We start from the raw sequence: 22,190 nt of genomic DNA, 5'->3' as shown, positions 1-22,190 counted from the left end.
CCGCATGTGCGGACCCACTTCCCGTGGACCGCGGCGGGATGCCACCATGGAACCGGTCCGGGGACGCCGTCAGGGCGCCTCGAGATGACGAAGGAGCCGTTGGCAATGTCGCTTCAGGCTGCGCAGAATCAGTCCGCAACACCCCCCGCGGGCACCCGCACCGACAGCAGCAAGGCGCTGTACGGAGGCAAGAGCACCCGCCGTATCTCCATCCATGACATCGCCGCCGCCACCGAGCGCGGCGAGAAGTGGCCCATGCTCACCGCCTACGACGCGATGACCGCGTCCGTCTTCGACGAGGCCGGGATCCCGGTCATGCTCGTCGGCGACTCCATGGGCAACTGCCATCTCGGTTACGAGACCACCGTGCCCGTCACGATGGACGAGATCGCGATCCTCTCCGCAGCGGTCGTACGGGGCACCAGTCGTGCCCTGATCGTCGCGGACCTGCCCTTCGGGGCGTACCAGGAGGGCCCCGTCCAGGCCCTGCGCAACGCCACCCGGCTGATCAAGGAGTCGGGCGTCGGCGCGGTCAAGCTGGAGGGCGGCGAGCGCAGTCACGAACAGATCAAGCTGCTCGTCGACGCCGGTATCCCGGTGATGGCCCACATCGGCCTGACCCCGCAGTCCGTCAACGCGATGGGCTACCGGGTGCAGGGCCGCGGCGAGGAGGCCGCCCAGCAGATGCTGCGCGACGCCAAGGCCGTGCAGGACGCGGGCGCGTTCGCCGTCGTGCTGGAGCTCGTACCGGCCGAGCTGGCCGCCGAGGTCACCCGCACCCTGCACATCCCGACCATCGGCATCGGCGCCGGTCCCGACACCGATGCCCAGGTGCTGGTCTACACCGACATGGTCGGGCTGACCGGCGGCAAGGTGCCGCGCTTCACCAAGCAGTACGCCGACCTGCGCAAGGTGCTGGGCGACGCGGCGAAGGAGTTCGCGGAAGAGGTCGTGGGCGGCGCCTTCCCGGCCGCCGAGCACACCTTCCACTAGCTCCACCGGTTCGTTCCATCTGAGCCACTGCCCGCACCACCGGCAGCCCGCCGACATCCCCCATCGGCGGGCTGTCGGCCCGCTGTCGGTGGGTTGTCGGTGGCGGCTGGTCTGATGGTCCGCATGACGCGAATCGACAAGAACCCCAGGAGCGGCGCGAACGCCGTAGAGGTCCGGGGGCTGGTCAAGCACTACGGCTCGACCAAGGCTCTGGACGGCGTGGACCTCGATGTCCGCGAAGGCACCGTGCTCGGTGTGCTCGGCCCCAACGGCGCCGGGAAGACCACCCTCGTACGCTGCCTCTCCACCCTGATCGTCCCCGACGCCGGACATGCCACCGTGGCGGGTTACGACGTGGTGAAGCAGCCCCGGCAGCTGCGCCGGACCATCGGCCTGACCGGGCAGTACGCCTCGGTCGACGAGAAGCTCTCCGGCTGGGAGAACCTCTACATGATCGGGCGGCTGCTCGATCTGCCCCGCAAGACCGCGCGGGCCCGCGCGGACGAGCTGCTGGAGCGCTTCTCGCTCACCGAAGCGGCCCGGAAGGCCGCGATGGACTACTCCGGCGGCATGCGGCGCCGGCTCGACCTGGCCGCCTCGATGATCGGCAGCCCGGCCGTCCTGTACCTGGACGAGCCGACGACGGGGCTGGACCCCCGGACCCGCAACGAGGTCTGGGACGAGGTGCAGCGGATGGTCGCGGAGGGGGCGACCGTGCTGCTCACCACCCAGTACATGGAAGAGGCCGAGCAGCTCGCCAACGAGCTGACCGTCATCGACAAGGGAAAGATCATCGCCCGCGGCGGGGTCGACGAGCTGAAGGCGAAGGTCGGCGGCCGCACCCTCCAGCTCCGGCCCTCGGACCCGGCCCAGCTGGCCGCGATGGCGCAGGCCATCAGGGAGGCCGGTCTGGACGGTGTCGCGGGAGCTCAGGCCGTCCCGGACGAGGGGCTGCTGTACGTCCCGATCCTCAGCGACGAGCAGCTGACGTCCGTCATCGGTCTGCTCGGCACCCGGGGCTTCCCGCTGGCGCACGTCGCCACCGCACTGCCCAGCCTGGACGAGGTGTTCCTGGCCATCACCGGTGAGAAGTCCGCTTCCGCCACCGACACGATCCCCGAGGAGGTCGCGGCATGAGCACGGCGACTCTGACCCCCACGTCCACGCCCACCGGGTCCGGCCGGGCGAAGCCGGTCCACGACGAGGGCCGGATCGGGCTGCGGAACAATCTGCGCCACATCGGGGCGCTGGTGCGGCGCAACCTGCTCCAGATCAAGAAGGATCCGGAGTCGATGTTCGACGCGCTCCTGATGCCGATCATCTTCACGCTGCTGTTCGTGTACGTCTTCGGCGGATCGGTCGGCGGCAGCATGGGCGGCGGCCGGCAGGAGTATCTGAACTACCTGATACCCGGCCTGATGGCGATGATGGGCATGAACATCGCCATGGCGGTCGGTTCCGGTGTCAACGACGACTTCCGCAAGGGCGTCATGGACCGGTTCCGGACGATGCCGATCGCCCGTTCCTCGGTGCTCATCGCGAAGATCGTGGTCGAGCTGGGCCGGATGATGGTCGCCACGCTCATCCTGCTGGCCATGGGCTTCGCGCTCGGCATGGAGCTCCAGGAGTCGGTGCTCGGGCTGCTCGGGGCGATCGCGCTGTCGGCCGCGTTCGGCGCCGCCATCATGTGGATCTTCATCCTGCTCGGGCTGACCATGAAGACCGCCCAGGCGGTTCAGGGAATGGGGATGCTGGTGCTGATGCCCCTCCAGTTCGGCTCCTCGATCTTCGCCCCGACGAAGACGATGCCCGGCTGGCTCCAGACATTCACCGACTACAACCCGCTGTCCAACCTGGCCGACGCCGCACGGGCCCTGATGATGGGCGGCCCGCTCGCCCACTCGGTCCTGGTGACGCTCGGCTGGACCGTGGTCATCACCGCGGTGATGGCCCCGCTCGCGGTCTCCAAGTTCCGCAAGAAGTCCTGACCCGGCGGGTTCATTCCCGGTACGCGTCCACGAGGGCGGTGGCCTCCTCCAGACGGAGGCCGCCGCCCTCGGCGTAGACGGTCTCGTAGGCGGCCCGGCCCAGTACGGCGACGGCCAGTTCCTCCGCCCGTGCCCAGTCGTCCCGTTCCATCGCCGTCGGTACGTGGCCCGGGGGCAGCAGAGGCCGGCCGGCCCCCAGCAACCGGGCCGCGGTCGTGGCCCGGCGCTCGCCGCCGATGCCGGCCAGCGAGCGGGCGACGGAGACGAGACCGATGACGGACATCTGCGGGGCCACCAACTGCGACAGCCGGTCGTGGGACCGCTCCAGCGCGACCAGCCCCAGGGTCAGGGCCTCCGTGTACAGCCCGTCCTGGTTGTCCAGCCAGGCCATCGCGCCCAGCACGACCCCTTCGAAGATCGCCATGGTCTCGGACTGGAACTCCCCGCGCAGCACGTCGAGTTGCTCGCGCGCCTCGCCGGTGCGGTCGGTGCGTCCCAGCCACATGGCCAGATGGAGCCGGGCGATGGACCTGCTGTCGTGCCGCCCGGCGACCACCTCGCGCAGGATCGTCTCGCCCTCGGCGCCCCGGCCCATCTCGGTGAGCACGGCCGCGTATCTGGTGCGCAGGACCGCCACCTGGGAGGGTGCGCCCAGCTTCTCCGCGTAGCCGATGGCGACCTGGAAGTCCTCGGCGGCGCGCGCGTACTCGCCGCGCCGCTCGTGGGCCTCGCCCCGCGCCGAGAGCGCTTCGGCGACGCCCCAGTCGTCACCGAGCCGGCGGAAGAGCTCCACGCTCTCGTCGGCGTCGGTGCGCGCGTCGCCCGCCCACTCGGGCCGGTTGGCCAGCACGTTGGCCCGCATCTGGAGGGCCGCGGCGAGTTCCCACACGTAGCCGAAGTCCCGGCAGGCGCGGACCGTCTCGTCCAGCAGCTCGCGCAGCCTGCCGGTCTCGCCGACGAGCATGACCGCGAAGAACCAGAGCGACGCCGGGATCCGGCAGGTCTGCGGCTGGCCGGCCCGGTAGGTGTCCGCGATGACCCGCAGCCGGGCCATGCTCGCCTCGTCGGTCCACCGCTCCGCGGCGTGGTCCATGCTGACCAGCCGGATCAGGCCCGCCTGGCGGCGTGCCTCCTGGAGCAGCTCGGGCCCCATGGGCGGGGGTGCCTCGGTGCAGCGTTCGTGGATCGAGGGCGCGGGCTCGGCGGGCGGGGCGAAGGGGTCGGGGCCCAGCGTGGCGGCGGCGTCGGACCAGTGCAGCGCGTCGCTGACCAGGTCGCGCATCTGCCAGTACCAGCACAGCGAGAGCACCATGCAGAGGGTCTCCTGCTCGTCGCGGGCGGCGACGGCGTGGCGCAGGGCGGTGCGGATGTTCTCGTACTCGCGCTGGAGGAGCGCGATGGCGGAGCGTTGTCCGGCGCCACGGAGCCGGGGTTCCGCGGTACGGACCAGCTCCCGGAAGAACACCTGGTGGCGCCGGACCACGGGGGCCCGCTCCGCCGCCTCGTCGAGCCGGGCGGCGGCGTACTCGCCGACGGTCTCCAGCAGCCGGTAGCGCATCTCGCCGTCCTCGGCGGGTGCGGCGACGACCAGCGACTTGTCGACGAGGGAGCCGAGCAGCCCGGCGGCCTCGGGCGCCTGGTCCGGCCCGTCCGCGCAGACCGCCTCGGCCGCGGTCAGGGTGCAGCCGCCCGCGAAGACGGAGAGCCGGCGCAGCACCGCGCGTTCGGGTTCGTCGAGGAGGTCCCAGGACCAGTCGACGACGGCGCGCAGGGTCTGCTGGCGGGGCAGTACGGTACGGGCCCCGCTGGTGAGCAGGCGGAACCGGTCGTCGAGCCGGTCGGCGATCTGGCGCGGGGTGAGCATCCGCAGCCGGGCGGCGGCGAGCTCGATGGCGAGCGGCAGGCCGTCGAGGCGGCGGCAGATCTCCGCCGCGGCGGCCGCGGTCTCCTCGTCGGCGTCGGTCCGGAAGCCGGGCCGGGCGGCGGCGCCGCGTTCGGCGAACAGGCGCAGCGCCATCGCGTCGGGCAGCGGCTCGACGGGGCGGACGAACTCGCCCGGTACGCCGAGGGGTTCCCGGCTGGTGGCGAGCACGGTGAGGTGCGGGCAGTGGGCGAGCAGGTGGTCGGCGAGGGCGGCGGCGGCGCCGACGAGATGTTCGCAGTTGTCCAGGAGCAGCAGCATGCGGCGCCGGGAGCAGTGCTCGGTGAGGCGTGCGAGGGGATCGTTCGCGTTTCCCTCGGCGACCCTGAGCTCCTCGGCGCCGGCGCCGCGCAGCACGGTCTCGCGGGCGCCGAGCGCGGTGAGCACGGCCTCCGGTACCGCGTCGGGGTCGTCGACGGGGGCGAGTTCGGCGAGCCAGACGCCGTCCGGCCAGGCGGGCGCGACGGATTCGGCGGTCTCCTGGGAGAGCCGGGTCTTGCCCGCGCCTCCGGGGCCCAGGAGAGTGACCAGCCGGGCGTGCGAGAGGTCTTCGCGCAGGGCGTCGATCTCGCCCTCGCGCCCGACGAAGCTGGTGAGCCGGGCCCGGAGGTTGCCCCTTGGTGCGGCGGGGGCGGGCGGGGGCGGGACGGCCGGGGCGGCGGGGCGGACCGGGTCCTGGCGGAGCAGCTCGGCGTGGAGCGCGCGCAGCTCGGGTCCGGGGTCGGTGCCGAGGCGGTCGGCGAGCACGGTGCGCACCTCGTCGTAGGCGGCCAGGGCCTGCGCGGTGCGTCCGGCGTCGCGCAGGGCCCGCAGCCGGAGCGCCTGGAGGGGTTCGTCCATCGGGTGCTCGGTGCACAGGGCGACCAGTTCGGGCAGGGCCTCGTCCGCGCGGCCGAGCGCGAGTTCCGCGCGGAGGCGGTTGCGGCGGGCGTCCAGGCGCCGGGCCTCCCAGCGGGGGACGGCGGCACCGCGGTCGGGCAGATCGGCCAGGACCGGACCGCGCCACAGGCCGAGCGCGTCGTCGAGCACGGCCCCGGCCTTCGCCGCGTCGCCCTCCTCCAGCGCCCGCGCGCCCTCCCCCGCGAGCCGCTCGAAGCGGTGCAGGTCGACGGCGTCCGGCTCGGCGGCCAGCCGGTAGCCGCTGTCCGCCGAGACCACCGCGTCATGGCCGACGGCCCGCCGGAGCCGGCCGACGAGCGCCTGGAGGGCGCCCACCGCGTCGGCCGGCGGCTCGCCGTCCCACACCTCGTCGACGAGCACGGCGGCCGGGACGGTGCGGCCGGGGCGCAGGGCGAGGACGGTGAGCAGGGCGCGCAGCCGCGCCCCGCCGAGGGGGACGGCCGTGCCGTCGTCGCGGAGTGCCCGGGTCGTTCCGAGGATGCAGTAGCGCACCGGCCTATTCTCCGCGACCGGGATGGTGATGGGCACACACGTCCGGCCGATCCCCTGTGAGCCGTACTCCGGGTCGAGTCGTCATGCCCCCACCCTTCACGGAACCACCGCCCCGACGCGAGACGTTTATGCCGTGTCGGCGGTACGGTCGCTCTCGCCGCCCGTCGTGCCGTTCCCTTTCCGGCCACCCGTCAGGAGTTCGCCGATGACCACCGCAGCAGCCCGCAGCGACCGGCGGATCAGCCCGGTCTTCCTCGGGATCGTCGCCGTGGCGGCGGTGTCGGGATGGGCGGTGTGGACGGGCACCGGACATCCCTACGGACTCGCGGTCTTCGTCTTCGTGACGGCGGCGTGGGTGGTCTCGCTCTGCCTGCACGAGTACGCGCACGCCCGTACCGCGCTGCACAGCGGGGACATCTCGGTCGGCGCGAAGGGGTATCTCACCCTCAATCCGCTCGCCTACACCCATGCCCTGCTCAGCATCGTGCTGCCGGTGCTGTTCGTGATCATGGGCGGTATCGGTCTGCCCGGCGGGGCCGTCTTCATCGAGCGGGGACGGATCCGCGGGCGCTGGCGGCACAGCCTGATCTCGGCGGCGGGCCCGCTGACGAACGTGCTGTTCGCGCTGGTGTGCACGGCGCCGTTCTGGCTGCACGCGCTGGGCGGCGTCCCGAGGGAGTTCCGGTACGCGCTGGCGTTCCTGGCCCTGCTCCAGGTCACTGCGGCGATCCTGAACTTCCTGCCGGTCCCGGGGCTGGACGGGTACGGGGTGATCGAGCCCTGGCTGTCGTACCGGATCCGGCGCCGGGTGGAGCCGTTCGCGCAGTTCGGGCTGTTGGCGGTGTTCGGTGTGCTGTGGATCCCGGAGATCAACCACGTCTTCTTCGACGTGGTCCGCGGTGTGCTGGATTCCCTGGGAGTGAGCGGGCTGGAGACGGAGTGCGGCCGGGCCGCGTACCGCTTCTGGGAGAACGGGAACGGGGAGTACCCGGTCTGCGCGGTCAGCCCTTAGGCGCTGCGGAGTCCCGGCCCGCAGGAGCCGCGGGGCCCCGGCTCATTCCGCGGTCCGCGCGCGCTGCCGGCGCAGGTAGAACCACGCCATGTTCGACGAGAGCCCGGCCAGCAGCACCCACACGATCCCGAGCAGGCTGCCCTGGACGAACGAGATCACGGCCGCGACGACGGCCAGGACGCAGACGGCGATGGCGTAGAGAGCGAGGCGGGGCATGAGGGGCGGCTCCTGTCGGGGTGGTGCACGGTCCCGTCCAGTGTCCCCCATGCCCCTTTCCGCTCGCCGCAGGGTGGGCCCGGGAGCGGCTCGGGCCCGGACGCGGTGGTGGGCCCGGGAGCGGGTCCGGCTCAGACGTCGGTGGTACGGAGCCCCGCGTGGGCCTTGTAGCGGCGGTTGACCGAGATCAGGTTGGCGACCAGCGACTCGACCTGGTGCGCGTTGCGCAGCCGCCCGGCGAAGACGCCGCGCATACCGGGGATCCGGCCCGCCAGGGCCTGTACGAGGTCGGTGTCGGCACGGGCCTCGCCCAGCACCAGCACATCGGTGTCGATCTCCTCGATCGCCTCGTCCTGGAGCAGCACCGCCGAGAGGTGGTGGAAGGCGGCGGTGACCCGGGACTCCGGGAGCAGGGCGGCGGCCTGCTCGGCGGCGCTGCCCTCCTCGGGCTTCAGCGCGTAGGCGCCCTTCTTGTCGAAGCCGAGCGGGTTGACGCAGTCGACGACGAGCTTGCCCGCGAGTTCCTCGCGCAGCGACTCCAGGGTCTTGGCGTGGCCGTCCCACGGCACGGCGACGATCACGATGTCGCTGCGGCGTGCGCACTCCGCGTTGTCCGTGCCCTCGACGCCGTGGCCCAGCTCCTCGGCGGCGCTCCGCGCGCGGTCGGCGGCCCGGGAGCCGATGATCACCTGCTGTCCGGCGCGGGCGAACCGGTAGGCGAGGCCGCGTCCCTGGGGGCCGGTGCCGCCGAGCACACCGACGGTCAGCCCGGAGACGTCGGGGAGGTCCCAGGGGTCCTTGGCGGGGGGCTTCGCCGCGCTGTCACTGCCATGCGTAGTCATGGCTCCGACATTACTGCCCGCCACGGGTCGGGACCCGAGGTCACCCCTCGTTCCCCGTTCGGCTGGTCCGGAGCCGTTCCCCGGTGCCGGGCACGGGTCCTGGGGCATGATGCCGGGCCATGGATGCCGTACGCGTCGCCCTGCTCCGTGAAGTGCTCGCCGGGACCGAGTGGCCCGCCGCGACCCGGCGGTTCGCCGGAACGCTGAGGTCGTCCGTGGTCCCGCACGGCGGCGGTCTGCTGCTGGTGGGGACGGCGGCGTACGAGCCCTGGCATCTGGCGGCCCATCTGGTCGACGAGTCCACCTGGTCCGGGCTGCCGGAGCTGGCCCCCACCCTGGTGCGCCACCGGGTGGAGCCGGGCGGCCCCGCGCATCTGGCCGTCGGCCTGGGCAGGATCGAGGCGGCCGGGCGGGGCGAGACGCTGCTCCTGGTGGCCCCGGAGCGGCCCGGCGCGGGGCTGCTGGAGCGGGTGCACGACGCGCGGCGCGCCGGGGCGACGGTCCTCTCGCTGAACGACGGGGACCCGGAGGTGTGCGGGCTGGCCCACGAGACGCTCGCGGTGACCGGCGCCGACGACGTGGACCTGGACACCGTGCAGCATCTGGTGAGCGCGGCGGCCGGGGAGAACAGCGCCCCCGCGCCGCGCGGCCGCCGCGGCTTCCGGGACCGGCTGTCCCGGCTGGCCGATCAGCTGACGGCGCCGCCCCCGGCCCGCTGGTGACGGTGCGGGGCCGGTGACGGTGCGGAATATTGCGTTGCGGCTCCACCCGGCGGCGCCGGAACATGGCCCTCTGTGACCACTGCTCCGTCCCCGGCCGCCCGGCTGGCCGCCCTGCTGCCCGACCTCTCGCCCCTGCGCTCCTCCGCCGATTTCCGGCTGCTGTGGGTCCAGGGCCTGGTGACGTACTTCGGCAGCTTCATGGCGATGATCGCGCTGCCGCTCCAGATCAAGGAGCTGACGGGTTCGCCGCTGGCCGTCGGCGTGATGGGCGCGGTCGAGCTGGTGCCGCTGATCGTCTTCGGCCTGTACGGCGGGGCGCTCGCGGACGCCGTGGACCGCCGGAAGGTGATCCTGGGCACCGAGGCGGGGCTGGGGCTGCTCGCCCTGGTGCTCCTGGTCAACGCGGCGCTGCCCACCCCGCTGCTCTGGCCGCTCTATCTGGTGGCGGCCGGGGTCTCCGCGCTCTCCGGGCTCCAGCGGCCCGCGCTGGACTCCCTGATGGCCCGGATCGTGCCGCACGAGCAGCTGACCGCGGCCGCCGCGCTGAACTCGTTGCGCTGGCAGTTCGGCGCGATCACCGGCCCGGCGGTGGCGGGGCTGGTGGTCGCCTACGCCGGGCACGCCACGGCGTACACGGTCACGGTGGCCACCTTCGCCGCCTCCGTGCTCCTGTGTCTGCGTCTGGCGCCCGCGCCGCCCGCCCGGGACAACACGAAACCGTCGCTGCGCGGCATCGTGGAGGGCGCGAAGTACGCCTGGAGCCGGCCGGTGCTGCTGGGGACGTACGCGGTCGACATGGCCGCGATGTTCTTCGCCTTCCCGAACGCCATCTTCCCGTTCCTGGCGGACGACCTGGGCGCCGACTGGTCGCTGGGCCTGATGTACGCCGCGGACTCGGTCGGCTCGCTGGTGCTGGGGCTGACCAGCGGCTGGACGTCGCGGGTGCGGCGGCACGGGCTGTTCGTGGTGTTCGGGGCCGCGGTCTGGGGGCTGGCGATCGCGGCGGCCGGGTGGTTCGGCAATGTGTGGCTGGTGCTGGTCTGCCTGGCGGTGGCGGGCGCGGGCGACATGCTCAGCGGCCTGGGCCGCTCCACGATCTGGAACCAGACGATCCCGGAGGAACTGCGAGGCCGGCTGGCGGGCATCGAGGTGCTCTCGTACAGCGTCGGCCCGCAGCTGGGTCAGGTGCGGGCCGGTGCGATGGCGGGCTGGACGGGGACCAGGGCGGCGATCTGGAGCGGGGGCGTGGCCTGTGTGGCCTCGGTCGCGCTGCTCACGGCAGCGCTCCCGAAGCTGCTCACCTACGACTCCGCGACGGACGAGGACGCGCTGCGCAGGCGGGAGGCCAGGGAGTCCCGGCCGTCCGCCGCCTGAGGAGCGGGCCCCCGGGGCGGGGGCCCGGTGCCGCGCCCCCGGTCACTCCTCCGGGTCGCGCGGTGTGCCCCCGTCGTGCCACTTGGGGTCGTTCTCCCACTCCAGGTTCCGCTCCTTGGCGGTGTCCATGGCGTGCTGCGCCTCCTCACGGGAGGTGTACGGCCCGAAACGGTCCTTGGCCGGGCACTCGGGGCCCTCCTCGACCTTGTGATGTTCCAGGCAGTAGTACCACTCGCCCGGCTTGCCGACCGTGCGCTTCTTGAACAGGGCCATCAGCGGCTCCTTCCCTCGGGGCCATGCTGCCCCAAGCGCGCTGGTTAGACTCGCTGACATGTCTGGCCAGTCGCTGCTCGTACCCGGGGAGATCACTCCCGTCCGCTCCGTGCCCGGAAAGATCCGGCGCCCCGAATACGTGGGCAAGCCGGGACCCACCCCGTACACCGGTCCGGAGGTCCAGGACTCCGACACGGTCGAGCGGATGCGCATCGCCGGCCGGATCGCCGCGCAGGCGATGGCGGAGGCCGCGAAGCACATCGCCCCCGGCGTCACCACGGACGAACTCGACCGAATCGCCCATGAGTTCATGTGCGACCACGGCGCGTACCCGTCGACGCTCGGCTACCGCGGGTTCCCCAAGTCGCTCTGCACCTCGCTCAACGAGGTGATCTGCCACGGCATCCCGGACTCCACGGTGCTGCGCGACGGCGACATCGTGAACCTCGATGTCACGGCGTACATCAACGGTGTGCACGGCGACAACAACGCCACGTACCTCTGCGGCGACGTGGACGAGGAGTCCCGGCTGCTGGTGGAGCGCACCGAGGAGTCGCTGAACCGGGCCATCAAGGCGGTCCGGCCGGGGCGGCAGATCAATGTGATCGGGCGGGTCATCGAGTCGTACGCCAAGCGCTTCGGCTACGGCGTGGTGCGGGACTTCACCGGGCACGGGATCAGCACCTCGTTCCACTCCGGCCTGATCGTCCCGCACTACGACAGCCCGCACGCGACCACCGTGATGCAGCCCGGGATGACGTTCACCATCGAGCCGATGCTGACGCTGGGCAGCCATGACTACGACATGTGGGACGACGGCTGGACCGTGGTGACGAAGGACCGCAAGCGCACCGCGCAGTTCGAGCACACGCTGGTGGTGACGGAGACGGGCGCCGAGATCCTGACGCTCCCGTAGCCCGCGCCCCCGAGCAGTTCCTCCCCGAAAGCGGCCGCCCACCGGGCGGCCGCTTTCGCGTACCCACCGTCACCCCCACTGCCCCGCGCGGAGACGGAAGCAGGCGTATCGTTTTTACCGACAGAGCGTCGGGAAGCAATTGACTTAGGTAAGCCTAAGTAGGAGGATCGAGGTGGTCGACAGCCTCCGCGGTCCCCGCGGTCGCTGCCGATATTTCCGTCTCTTTCCGGACATCCCGTCCCCCTCGGTCCCCGGAGGCCCGCCTTGGACGCAACCGCCACCACTCCCTTCTCGACGCTCATCCGCACCGCGTCGCACGAGCAGCACACCGAGGCGGAGACCTCGACCTTCATGAGCGACCTGCTGGGAGGGCGGCTCGGAGTGGACGCGTACACGCGCTACACCGAGCAGCTGTGGTTCGTGTACCGCGCCCTGGAGGAAGGGGTGCAGGCCCTGCACGACGACCCGGTCGCCGGTCCCTTCATCCGGCGCGAACTGCTGCGCACCGCCCAGCTGGAGCGCGATCTGGCCCATCTGCGGGGTGCGGACTGGCGCGAGGGCTTGGAGCCGCTGCCCGCCACGGCCGCGTACGCCGCCCGGGTCGCCGAGTGCGCCCGCGACTGGCCGGCCGGTTATGTCGCGCACCACTACACCCGCTACCTCGGCGACCTCTCCGGCGGCCAGATCATCCGTGACCGGGCGGAGAAGGCCTGGGGCTTCGCGCGCAAGGGCGACGGGGTCCGGTTCTACGTCTTCGAGGAGATAGCCAACCCCGCCTCGTTCAAGCGGGGTTACCGCGAGCTGCTGGACGCGGTGGACGCGGACGACCTGGAGAAGCAGCGGATCGTCGACGAGTGCAAGCGCGCGTTCGCGCTGAACACGGCGGTCTTCCGGGAGCTGGGCGAGGTGTTCCCGCTCAGCGCGTGACGCCTTGCGCGGCGCAGCGGGGTGACCGGTCCACCGGTCACCCCGCGTCAGCGCCGGGCGCGGACGGCGGCGAGTGACACGCGGCCCCCGACCTCCACCGTGCCGTCGGGCGCGGGAGCGGTGAGGATCTGGGAGCCGCGTCCTTGCGTGATGTTGAGGGCGCGCCCCAGCTCCGCGCTGAGCAGCAGCGCCGCCGCCCCCGTCGCCTCGTCCTCCACGATGCCGTCGTCGCGCCGGGGGAACGCCCGCGCCCTGACCCGGCCGGCCGCCTCGTCCTCCCAGGCCCATACGTACAGCCAGCCCTCCCCCGGGGGCGGCCCGGTGAGCGCCTCGACCTCGGCGGCGGAGCCGTACCGCTCCAGCGTGCGCGGGGGCGCCCACTCGGGGCGGGCGGTGATCCAGGTGAACTCGCCGTCCTGACGGGCGAAGACCTCCCCGACCGGCAGCTCCAGGACCTCCAGGTCGAGCAGCCAGGCCGCGCCGACGAGCGGATGCCCGGCGAACGGGAGGCGGAGCCCCGGGGTGTAGATCTCGACGTGTCCGCGCTCGGGGTCGTCGACGAACACCGTCTCGCTGAAGCCCAGCCTGGCGGCCAGCGCCTGCCGGGACGCCCGGTCCGGGTGGGCCCGGCCGTCGCGCACCACGCCGAGGGCGTTGCCGTGCCGGCCGTCGGGGCCGCAGAACACGCGCAGTACGTCGATGCCGGCGGTTACGTCGAAGTCGCTCTCGCTCACAGGGGGCATTCAAGCACCGCCCGGGTGGTGGCCGTTCGGCCGGTCCACCCGGGCGGTGCCGTCCCGGGACGCGGACGGGTCAGGCGGTACGGCGGCGGCGGGCCGCGATCACCACTCCGGCACCGGCCGCCACGACCACGCCCGAGGCGGCGATCAGGGCGCCCGTGGGGAGGTCGGAACCGGTGGCGGCGAGGGAGCCCGCGCCGCCGACGGAGCCGCCACCGACCGAGCCGCCCACGCTGCCGCCGGTGGCCGTGGAGCCGCCCGTCGAACCGGTGGTGCCCGCGGTGCCGGAACCGCCCGCGGCGCCCGGGAGTTCGGCGTCCTTGTCGAGGGCGACCGCGACGGTCAGCGCGTCGAGCTGCTCACCCGCCGGGTACATGCCGCCGAAGGCCTTGGTGCCGTCGGCGGTGAGGGCCGCCGGGACGGCCGAGAGGTTCACCACGCCATTCTTGGCGGCGAGCCGCCCCTTCGGCAGCTTCAGGTCCGCGACGGCCAGATTGGTGTACGTGGAGACCTTCTTGGTCGCGCGGTCCTTGGTGGAGACGTCGGCGATCAGGGTGCCCCGGGCGCCGTTCACCTGGATCTCCAGGCCGGTCAGGGAGAGGTCGAGGGTGTACGCGCCGTTCTCCTCGTGGCCCAGGAAGCGGACCTTGCCGTCGAATTCGGCGTTCAGGGTCTGCTTCGCGGCGTCGAAGTGGCCGGTCGCGTCGGGGAACCGGTAGCCGTCGCCGGACGCGGTGGCACCGGCCGTCGTCTCGATCCTGCCGTGGGCGATCGGGCCCGTGACGTACGAGCGGAAGGACTTCTTGACGCCCCAGTCCAGGGTGCCGCCGACGATCTCGCCGCTGTCGACGGCCGGTTCGTCGGTGGTGCTGTCCGAGGGGGACGTGGTCGAGGTGGGCTTTCCGGTCGGGTGGGTGGTCGGCTCGGTGGGCTTCGTGGTGGGCTTGCCGGTGGGCTCGGTGGTCGGCTCCGTGGAGGGCTTTCCGGTCGGTTCCTCGGTCGGCTTCCCGGTGGGCTCGGTGGTCGGGGCCGATACGGCCTTCACCGAGAGGGTGGCCGGGTCGAGCGCGTCGCCCTCCTTGTACTGGCCGTCGAACGCCTCGGAACCGGCCTTCGTCAGCGTCGCCGGGATGTCCTTGAAGACCATCGCGCCGCCCTCGCCCCGGCCCGGCTTCACCGCCGAGAGGTCGAGGTCCGCGAACCTCACGTCGTCGCGGGTGCCCTTGGGGGTCGTGACGTCGACGGTGATCGCGCCGCCGGTACCGGTCGTGGCGAGCTTCACGTCGGAGAGCGTGATGTCGAGAACGCCCCCGTGGGCGTAGAAGTTGACGCCGCCGCCGAAGGCGGTGTCGGTGCCGTGCGTGGCCGTGTCGTACGTGCCCTTGCCGTCGGCGAAGGTGAACACCCCGTTGCCGGGCGCCTGGACGGCACCGTCCTTGACGGTGATCTTCCCGCCGGAGAACGACGAGGCGAGGTACTTGCGGAAGGACTCCTTGACACCCCATTCCAGCGTGCCGTCCTTCAGCTCCAGCTCGGGCGCCGCGGTGGGCGCGCCGCCGTCGGCGGCGAGCGCCGGAAGGGCGAACACGGTGGCGCCGAGGGCGGCCGCCGTGGCGACAGCGGCGGTGAGGGCTATGGGACGGCGGGTGGCTGCCATGGTCGTTGATCTCCTCAGGAAACGGGGGGGGGGTGGGACGGGGGTCTATTCGGTGGTCCGGCGGGTGCCGCGGCGACGGGCGAGGTACAGCGCGCCCGCCGCGGCGACGAGCACGCCGCCGCCGAGGCCCAGGTACAGGCCGGTGCTGGAGTCGGCCGCCGCGGCCGCGGCGGGGGTGGCCTTCTCCGTGGCCGGGGCGGACGGCTCGGACGAGGGGTCGGGGGCGCTGCCCAGGTCGGGCAGGGCGGGCAGTTCGGCCCCGGCGTCGACGGCGACGGCCAGCGAGACCGGGTCCATCGCGGTGCCCGCCCGGTAGAGCGAGCCGAACGCCTTCGCGCCGTCGGCGGTGAGGGTGGCGGGGGCTTCGGTGAGGACGGCGAGACCGTCCTTCGGCGCGAAGTCCCTCGCGGTGAAGGTGATGAGTGGGACGCCCTCGCGCCGGTCGCCGTCGCTGTGGACGTCGGCCGAGAGCGTGCCCTTGCCCGCCTTCACCCGGACCGCGACGGACGACAGCTCCAGATCGAGCCCGTCGGCGCCGGTGAACCGGACGCTGCCCGCGAATCCGGCGTCCAGGCTCTGCTCCTCCGGGTCGTAGGTGCCCTTGCCGCGCGGGAAGCGGAAGAGTGCCCCGCCGTCCTGGGCTCCGTCGGCGAGGGTCCACTTCCCCTTGCCGATGGAGCCGGTGACGTACTCGCGGAAGGTCCGGCGGACCCCCCAGTCGACGGCGGCGTCCTCGAAGCGCCCGGCGGCCGCCGCGGTCTTCTTCGGCTGCGGCTTCTTCCCGGGGGACTTCGAGGGGGCCGGCTTCCCGGCCGGGGCAACGGTGTCCACGGAGAGGCTGACCGGGTCGAGCGGGGTGCCGGCCGTGTAGTAACCGGCGAACGCCTTGGCGCCCTGCGCGGTCAGGGTCGCCGGGATGTCGCGGAGGGCGACGGGGGTGGTACCGCCCTTCATCTCGATCCCGGACAGGCCGAGCGTCGCGAGCGGCACCTGGGCGGCCGAGGTCACCCGGCCGCTCCCCCGGTCCTTGCCGACCATGTCGGCGTACAGGGTGCCGCCGCCGCCCGCGATGCGGACGGTGGGGCGGCTGATGGTGAGGTCCAGTTCATGGCCGCCGTCGGACTTGCGGTGGCCGAGGAAGTGGACCCCGCCGCTGAAGGCCGAGGTGAAGGCCCCGGTCGCCGGGTCGTAGGAGCCGGTGGCGGAGTGGAACCGGAACTGGCTGCCGCCGACCGTGGCGGCTCCGCCGGTCAGGCTCCAACTGCCGTTCGCGATCGGGCCGGTGACATAGCTCTGGAAGGAGGACTTGATGCCCCAGTCCAGCCTGCCGCCCTGCACCGTACGGCTCGCCGCCTGCGCGGAAGCGACCGGGAGCAGGGCTCCCAGCACCGCCGTCAGAAGCATGACGGCAAGTGCGCGGGCAGGTCTGGACGGCAGCATGGAACCCCTCCGGAATCGAGAAACTGAGGTAAGGCTAACCTAAGCACTACGCGACATGTGGAGGGACCCCTTCCGCCACATTCTTCGCGGACCGTGACGAACCACCGCCGCACAACGACAGGAAGGTGCCCCCGTGCGCTTCTCGCAGGACTTCGCCCCACCGGGGCAGGCCGGCCGGCGGCCAGGGCGCGGGCGGGCCGGGGCCCGTCGGCCGCTCGGCGCCCTGACCGCCGCCCTCGCCCTGGCCCTCGTCCTGACCGGCTGCGGCGGCAACACGGACACCAAGGCCCCCGCCGCCGCTGCCGGTACCACCGCCGACCGGATCGAACCCCTCGCCACCACGCCGAAGCCGCGACTGCCCGTCACGGTGAAGTCGGCGGACGGCGCCGAGGTCACCGTCGCCTCGACGGACCGGATCGTTCCGCTGACCGGAGGGCTGAGCGAGATCGTCTTCACGCTGGGCCTCGGCAAGCAGGTCGTGGCCCGGGACATCACCGCCACCTTCCAACAGGCCGCGAAACTCCCCGTGGTGACCCGCGCCCATGACGTCTCGGCCGAGAGCGTGCTGTCGCTGAAGCCGACCCTCGTGCTCGCCGAGTCCACGACCGGCCCGGCGGAGGCCATCGACCAGATCCGGGATGCCGGTATTCCGCTCGTCGTCGTCGCACCGGCCAAGCAGCTCTCCGACGTCGGCCGCCGGATCGACACCGTGGCGGCGGCCCTGGGCGTACCGGACTCGGGCACCGAACTGAAGTCGCGCACCGAGTCACGTATCGACGCCGCACAGAAGTCCGTGCCCGCCCCGGCGGACGGACGGAAGAAGCCCCGGGTCGCCTTCCTCTATCTGCGCGGCTCGGCCTCGGTCTATCTGCTGGGCGGCCGGGAGTCCGGCGCGAGTTCGCTGCTCGAAGCGGCCGGGGCCGTCGACGCGGGCAAGGCGTCCGGGCTGAAGAAGGACTTCACCGCCATCACCAGCGAGGCACTCGCCAAGGCCGCCCCCGACGCCATCCTGGTGATGAGCAAGGGGCTCGAATCGGTGGGCGGTGTCGACGGTCTCGTGAAGATCCCGGGGGTCGCCGAGACCCCGGCCGGGATGGACCGGCGGATCGTCTCCGTCGACGACGGGGTACTGCTGAACTACGGCCCGCGCACGGACCGGGTGCTGAGCGAACTGATCGCACGGCTCTACCCGGAGGACGGGGCCGAGAAGTGACCACCGCCTCCACGGAACGGACCCGGGCCGACGACACCGCCGAGCCGGACCGGCCGACGACACCGAAACCCCGGCGCTCCTCGTCCTTCGCCCTGACCGCCGGACTGCTCGCCGCCCTCCTGGTGTGCTGCCTGCTCTCCGCCGGGCTCGGCGCGTACAGCATCCCGCTCGGCGACGTCCTCTCCTCCGTCCAGCACCGGCTGGGCCTCGGCGGGGCCGCGCTGGACCGGGTCGGCGAGAGCGTGCTGTGGAACGTACGGCTGCCGAGGGTCGTCCTCGCCCTGCTGGTCGGGGCGTCGCTGGGCTGCGCGGGCGCCCTGATGCAGGGGGTGTTCGGCAATCCGCTCGCCGAGCCCGGGGTGATCGGGATCTCCTCCGGTGCCGCGGTCGGCGCGGTCGCCTCGATCGCGCTCGGGCTGAACTTCTTCGGCAACTGGACCGTCACCGTCTGCGCGTTCGCCGCCGGACTCGCGACCGTGCTGCTGGTGTACGCGCTGTCGCGGTCGGGCGGGCGGACCGAGGTGGTGACCCTGATCCTCACCGGGATCGCGGTCAACGCCTTCGCGGGCGCGCTGATCGGACTGTTCATCTTCTTCGCCGACAACGCGCAGATCTCGCAGATCACCTTCTGGCAGCTGGGCTCGCTGGCCCAGGCGACCTGGCCCAAGGTGCTCGCGGTGCTGCCATGTGCGGTACTCGGACTGCTCGTCGCGCCGTTCCACGCCCGGAAGCTGGACCTCCTCGCGCTCGGCGAGCGGCCCGCCCGGCATCTGGGGGTCGATGTCGAACGGCTCCGGATCGTGCTGGTGCTCGTCGTGGCGCTGCTGACCGCCGCCGCGGTGGCGGTCGCCGGGATCATCTCGTTCGTGGGGCTGCTGGTGCCGCATCTGCTGCGGATGGCCAACGGCCCCGGTCACCGCTTCCTCGTCCCCGCCAGCGCGCTCGGCGGCGCCCTGGTCCTGGTGGTGGGCGATCTCGCGGCCCGGACCGTCGCCGATCCCGCCGAGCTGCCGCTCGGTGTGCTGACCGCGCTCTTCGGCAGCCCGTTCTTCTTCTGGCTGCTGCGCAGGACCCGTCGCAAGCAAGGTGGTTGGGCATGAGGGCCCTGAAGAATCCGTTCCGGGCACGGGGGCGGCTGCTGCCCTCCCCCGTCCCTCCCGGCTCCCCCGTCGCCGAGGCGCGCGGGCTGCGGGTGCTGCTGGGGCAGCGGCCGGTGCTCGACTCCATCGACCTGGCCGCGCACGCGGGCGAGGTGCTGGCGCTGGTGGGGCCCAACGGGGCGGGGAAGTCGACCCTGTTGGCGGCGCTGGCCGCCGATCTGCCCGCGGACGGCGGTGAGGTCCGGATCGACGGACGCCCGGCCTCCGGCTGGTCGGCCGCCGAACTGGCGCTGCGCCGGGCCGTGCTGCCGCAGTCCGCCGCGCTGTCGTTCCCCTTCCCGGTGGAGGACGTCGTACGGATGGGGCGGGCGCCGTGGGCCGGTACGGACCGGGCGGACGAGGACGATCCCGCCGTCGCCGCGGCGATGGCCGCGACCGAGGTCACCGAATTCGCCGCACGCCCCTTCTCCGCGCTGTCCGGCGGCGAGCGGGCCCGGGTCGCGCTGGCCCGGGTGCTGGCGCAGCGCGCCCCGCTGCTGCTGCTCGACGAGCCGACGGCCGCGCTCGATCTGCGCCACCAGGAGCTGGTGCTGAGGATCTGCCGGGAGCGGGCCGCCGCCGGGGACGCGGTCGTCGTGGTGCTGCACGACCTGGGCCTCGCGGCGGCGTACGCGGACCGGGCGGCCGTGCTGCGCGACGGGCGGATCGCGGTGGCCGGGCCGCCCGCCGGGGTGTTCACGGGCGAGCTGCTCGGCGCGGTCTACCGGCAGCCGGTCGAGGTGTTCCCGCACCCGCGGACCGGGGCGCCGCTCGTCGTACCGACCAGAGATCCTTGACCATCACTTGACCCTTCCATAGGAAGTCCATGGGTCGTCCGTGATCAGCCCGTTCCCGGGCCGCCGGGATGAGAGCTGAATCACTGCACGGGTGGGTATCGCTGAGGTAAGCCTCGGTTAAGTTAGGTCCGCCTCACCTGCCTTTGTCCCGATCTTCTCCCTCTTCTCCTTCGTCCTCATGTGGAGCCCGTATGCGAGCCGTTCGTTTCTCCGTCGTCACCGCTGCCGCCACGGTGGCCGCTCTGACCGCCGTCACGGGCTGCGCGCAGAAGAGCGACGGCAAGGGCGACGGCGCCGTGCAGGTCGTCGCGAAGGACGACTCCTGCGAGGTGTCGAAGAAGAAGCTGCCGGCCGGTCACATCGAACTGGCCGTGCAGAACAAGGGCTCCAAGGTCACCGAGGTCTACGTCCTGTTCCCGGACGACCGCATCGTCGCCGAGCGCGAGAACATCGGCCCCGGCACCAAGGCCACCATCACGGCCGAGATCAAGGCCGGTTCGTACGAGGTCGCCTGCAAGCCCGGCATGAAGGGCCACGGCATCCGGCAGAAGCTGGAGGTCACCGGCGCCAACGCGGCCAAGCGCAGCCCCGGGATGGACAAGGCCGTCGCGGAGTACCGCACCTACGTCCAGGCCCAGGCCGACGAGACGCTGCCCAAGGCCAAGAAGTTCACGGACGCCGTCGCCGCCGGTGACATCGAGGCCGCCAAGAAGATCTACGCGGACTCCCGGCTCGGCTGGGAGCGCACCGAGCCGGTCGCCGAGTCCTTCGGCGACATCGACCCGAAGGTCGACATCCGCGAGGACGGCCTGGAGGACGGCCAGAAGTGGACCGGCTGGCACCGCCTGGAGAAGGCGCTGTGGCAGGACAAGAAGCTGGGCGCCGAGGAGAAGGCCCTCGCCCCGGTCCTCTACAAGGACCTGGTCGACTGGCAGAAGCGGGTCGGCACGGCCGACATCACCCCGACCTCGATGGCCAACGGCGCCAAGGAGCTTCTCGACGAGGTCGCCACCGGCAAGGTCACCGGTGAGGAGGAGCGCTACAGCCACACCGACCTGATCGACTTCAAGGGCAACGTCGAGGGCGCCGAGAAGTCCTACGAGCTGCTGAAGCCGATCGCCTCGAAGAACGACGCGGCGCTGACCACCACCCTGGACAAGCGGTTCGCGGAGCTCAACACGCTGCTGGACAAGTACCGCGAGGACAAGGGCTCCTACGCGTTCACCTCGTACGAGAAGGTCGGCAAGGCGGACCGCAAGGAGCTGTCGGACGCGGTCAACGCGCTGGCCGAGCCGCTCTCCCGGCTCGCCGCCGCGGTGACGAAGTAACGAGCGGAAGGGCTTCGGGCATGTCCGATCAGACGCGGGCCGACGAGACCCCGCAGCAGACCTCCGGTTCCGCCCCGTCCCGCCGGGCACTGCTCGGCTGGGGCGGCGCGGGCCTCGCGCTGGGCGCCGTCGCGGCCGGTGGCGCGGTCGCCGCGGTGCACACGGGGAACGACCCGGTCCCGGCCGCGGACAGCGGTGCGGCCGTGCCGTTCCACGGCGCGCACCAGGCCGGTATCGCCACCGCCGTACAGGACAGGCTGCACTTCGCCGCGTTCGACGTGACGACCAAGGACCGCGCCGAGCTGATCGCGCTGCTCAAGGAGTGGACGCGGGCGGCGGAGCGGATGACGGCCGGGCACGCGGTCGGCGACGGGGCGTACGGCGGTCTCGCCGAGGCCCCGCCGGACGACACGGGCGAGGCGCTGGGGCTCAAGCCGTCCCGGCTCACCCTGACCATCGGCTTCGGCCCCTCGCTCTTCGCCAGGGGCCGGTTCGGCCTGGAGGACAAGCGGCCCGAGGCGCTCGTCGAGCTGCCGAAGTTCCCGGGCGACAACCTCGACGCGGCCCGCAGCGGCGGCGATCTCTGCGTCCAGGCGTGTGCGGACGACCCGCAGGTCGCGGTGCACGCCATCCGCAACCTCGCCAGGATCGGCATGGGCCGCACCGCGATCCGCTGGTCCCAGCTGGGCTTCGGCAAGACGTCCTCGACGACGCCGGACGCCCAGACCCCGCGCAACATGATGGGCTTCAAGGACGGCACCCGGAACATCGCCGGCACCGACACCGCCGCCCTGGACAAGCACGTGTGGGTCGGCGCGAAGGACGACGCGGGCTGGATGACCGGGGGTTCGTACCTGGTGGCCCGCCGCATCCGGATGCACATCGAGACCTGGGACCGCGCCCCGCTCCAGGAGCAGGAGGACGTCTTCGGCCGCGACAAGGGCGAGGGCGCCCCGGTCGGCAAGGCCAAGGAGCGCGACGAGCCGTTCCTGAAGGCGATGCTGCCGACCGCGCATGTGCGGCTCGCCCACCCGGACAGCAACGGCGGTGCGACGATCCTGCGCCGCGGCTACTCCTTCACCGACGGCACGGACGGCCTCGGCCGGCTCGACGCCGGGCTGTTCTTCATCGCCTACCAGCGCGATGTGCGCAAGGCGTTCATCCCGCTCCAGCGGCGCCTCGCCGCGCACGACGCACTCAACGAGTACATCCAGCACGTGGGTTCGGCGCATTTCGCCGTCCCGCCGGGCGTCCGCGACAAGGACGACTGGTGGGGCCGGGCGCTGTTCTCGTAACGGGA

The 22,190-nt window shown here is 72.6% G+C and carries 20 protein-coding genes; 13 read left to right on the top strand and 7 right to left on the bottom strand.

Annotation, left to right across the window (positions count from 1 at the left end):
* Window positions 1-105 precede the first annotated feature (105 nt).
* The 3 genes from panB (at window position 106) to GA0115234_RS19180 (ending at window position 2,981) form a co-directional block, all read left to right on the top strand.
* Window positions 106-993 carry a 3-methyl-2-oxobutanoate hydroxymethyltransferase gene (panB, locus tag GA0115234_RS19190; RefSeq protein WP_093543219.1) on the top strand — a complete coding sequence of 296 codons (888 nt, stop codon included), beginning with the start codon at window positions 106-108 and terminating at the stop codon, window positions 991-993.
* 114 nt (window positions 994-1,107) lie between these two features.
* Entirely contained in the window at window positions 1,108-2,130 is a 1,023-nt protein-coding gene (locus GA0115234_RS19185; RefSeq protein WP_093543217.1) for an ATP-binding cassette domain-containing protein, read from the top strand.
* Entirely contained in the window at window positions 2,127-2,981 is an 855-nt protein-coding gene (locus GA0115234_RS19180) for an ABC transporter permease (RefSeq protein ID WP_093543215.1), read from the top strand. Before GA0115234_RS19185 ends, GA0115234_RS19180 begins: the two co-directional genes overlap by 4 nt.
* 10 nt (window positions 2,982-2,991) lie before the next feature.
* Here GA0115234_RS19180 and GA0115234_RS19175 read toward each other — a convergent pair whose 3' ends face one another.
* Window positions 2,992-6,294: a BTAD domain-containing putative transcriptional regulator gene (locus tag GA0115234_RS19175; RefSeq protein ID WP_093543213.1), complete on the bottom strand. Its 3,303-nt coding sequence runs from the start codon at window positions 6,292-6,294 to the stop codon at window positions 2,992-2,994.
* A gap of 205 nt (window positions 6,295-6,499) precedes the next feature.
* Here GA0115234_RS19175 and GA0115234_RS19170 point away from each other — a divergent pair, with 205 nt between their 5' ends.
* The gene (locus tag GA0115234_RS19170; protein WP_093543211.1) at window positions 6,500-7,306 is read left to right on the top strand and encodes a site-2 protease family protein; all 807 of its coding nucleotides are present in this window, start codon (window positions 6,500-6,502) and stop codon (window positions 7,304-7,306) included.
* Between the two features lie 42 nt (window positions 7,307-7,348).
* Here the strand turns inward: GA0115234_RS19170 and GA0115234_RS42350 are convergent, their stop codons facing one another.
* Window positions 7,349-7,522, bottom strand: a complete 174-nt coding sequence (locus tag GA0115234_RS42350) for a hypothetical protein (RefSeq protein ID WP_176729203.1) — start codon at window positions 7,520-7,522, stop codon at window positions 7,349-7,351.
* Between the two features lie 131 nt (window positions 7,523-7,653).
* Entirely contained in the window at window positions 7,654-8,364 is a 711-nt protein-coding gene (npdG, locus tag GA0115234_RS19165) for an NADPH-dependent F420 reductase (protein WP_093543209.1), read from the bottom strand.
* Between the two features lie 119 nt (window positions 8,365-8,483).
* Here npdG and GA0115234_RS19160 point away from each other — a divergent pair, with 119 nt between their 5' ends.
* Window positions 8,484-9,086 (top strand): hypothetical protein, encoded by a 603-nt coding sequence (locus GA0115234_RS19160; RefSeq protein ID WP_093543207.1) that lies wholly within the window; start codon window positions 8,484-8,486, stop codon window positions 9,084-9,086.
* 72 nt (window positions 9,087-9,158) lie between these two features.
* A complete protein-coding gene (locus GA0115234_RS19155; RefSeq protein WP_093543206.1) occupies window positions 9,159-10,460 on the top strand; it encodes an MFS transporter in 1,302 nt (433 codons plus the stop codon).
* A gap of 42 nt (window positions 10,461-10,502) precedes the next feature.
* Here GA0115234_RS19155 and GA0115234_RS19150 read toward each other — a convergent pair whose 3' ends face one another.
* Complete coding sequence (locus GA0115234_RS19150) at window positions 10,503-10,733, bottom strand: hypothetical protein (protein WP_093543204.1); 231 nt, start codon at window positions 10,731-10,733, stop codon at window positions 10,503-10,505.
* Window positions 10,734-10,791: 58 nt separating this feature from the next.
* Between GA0115234_RS19150 and map the strand changes: the two genes are divergently transcribed.
* Window positions 10,792-11,649, top strand: a complete 858-nt coding sequence (gene map / locus GA0115234_RS19145) for a type I methionyl aminopeptidase (protein WP_093543202.1) — start codon at window positions 10,792-10,794, stop codon at window positions 11,647-11,649.
* A gap of 264 nt (window positions 11,650-11,913) precedes the next feature.
* Window positions 11,914-12,576, top strand: a complete 663-nt coding sequence (locus GA0115234_RS19140) for a biliverdin-producing heme oxygenase (protein ID WP_093543200.1) — start codon at window positions 11,914-11,916, stop codon at window positions 12,574-12,576.
* 47 nt (window positions 12,577-12,623) lie between these two features.
* On the opposite strand, the gene GA0115234_RS19135 is transcribed toward GA0115234_RS19140, so the two are convergent.
* The 3 genes from GA0115234_RS19135 to GA0115234_RS19125 all read right to left on the bottom strand — a co-directional run bounded on the left by GA0115234_RS19135 (window position 12,624) and on the right by GA0115234_RS19125 (window position 16,413).
* A complete protein-coding gene (locus GA0115234_RS19135) occupies window positions 12,624-13,310 on the bottom strand; it encodes a PhzF family phenazine biosynthesis protein (protein WP_370804529.1) in 687 nt (228 codons plus the stop codon).
* Between the two features lie 79 nt (window positions 13,311-13,389).
* The gene (locus tag GA0115234_RS19130; protein WP_093543197.1) at window positions 13,390-14,973 is read right to left on the bottom strand and encodes an HtaA domain-containing protein; all 1,584 of its coding nucleotides are present in this window, start codon (window positions 14,971-14,973) and stop codon (window positions 13,390-13,392) included.
* 45 nt (window positions 14,974-15,018) lie between these two features.
* Window positions 15,019-16,413 (bottom strand): HtaA domain-containing protein, encoded by a 1,395-nt coding sequence (locus GA0115234_RS19125; protein WP_093543195.1) that lies wholly within the window; start codon window positions 16,411-16,413, stop codon window positions 15,019-15,021.
* A gap of 133 nt (window positions 16,414-16,546) precedes the next feature.
* On the opposite strand from GA0115234_RS19125, the gene GA0115234_RS19120 reads away from it, so the two are divergent.
* The 5 genes from GA0115234_RS19120 (at window position 16,547) to efeB (ending at window position 22,185) form a co-directional block, all read left to right on the top strand.
* Complete coding sequence (locus GA0115234_RS19120) at window positions 16,547-17,626, top strand: heme/hemin ABC transporter substrate-binding protein (protein WP_093543193.1); 1,080 nt, start codon at window positions 16,547-16,549, stop codon at window positions 17,624-17,626.
* A gap of 92 nt (window positions 17,627-17,718) precedes the next feature.
* Window positions 17,719-18,726 carry a FecCD family ABC transporter permease gene (locus GA0115234_RS19115; protein ID WP_370804532.1) on the top strand — a complete coding sequence of 336 codons (1,008 nt, stop codon included), beginning with the start codon at window positions 17,719-17,721 and terminating at the stop codon, window positions 18,724-18,726.
* Window positions 18,723-19,562 (top strand): heme ABC transporter ATP-binding protein, encoded by an 840-nt coding sequence (locus tag GA0115234_RS19110; protein ID WP_093543192.1) that lies wholly within the window; start codon window positions 18,723-18,725, stop codon window positions 19,560-19,562. The genes GA0115234_RS19115 and GA0115234_RS19110 overlap by 4 nt, the downstream gene beginning before the upstream one ends.
* 191 nt (window positions 19,563-19,753) lie before the next feature.
* Window positions 19,754-20,890, top strand: a complete 1,137-nt coding sequence (gene efeO / locus GA0115234_RS19105) for an iron uptake system protein EfeO (RefSeq protein ID WP_093543190.1) — start codon at window positions 19,754-19,756, stop codon at window positions 20,888-20,890.
* Window positions 20,891-20,910: 20 nt separating this feature from the next.
* Window positions 20,911-22,185, top strand: coding sequence for an iron uptake transporter deferrochelatase/peroxidase subunit (gene efeB / locus GA0115234_RS19100; RefSeq protein ID WP_093543188.1), 1,275 nt, complete (start codon window positions 20,911-20,913; stop codon window positions 22,183-22,185).
* The last annotated feature ends 5 nt before the right edge of the window (window positions 22,186-22,190 follow it).

The organism is Streptomyces sp. DvalAA-43 (assembly GCF_900091725.1).
In the GTDB taxonomy this organism is placed as follows: domain Bacteria; phylum Actinomycetota; class Actinomycetes; order Streptomycetales; family Streptomycetaceae; genus Streptomyces; species Streptomyces pulveraceus.
Note: the sequence above shows the minus strand (reverse complement) of the source record. Positions and strands in the feature narration are given on the sequence as shown.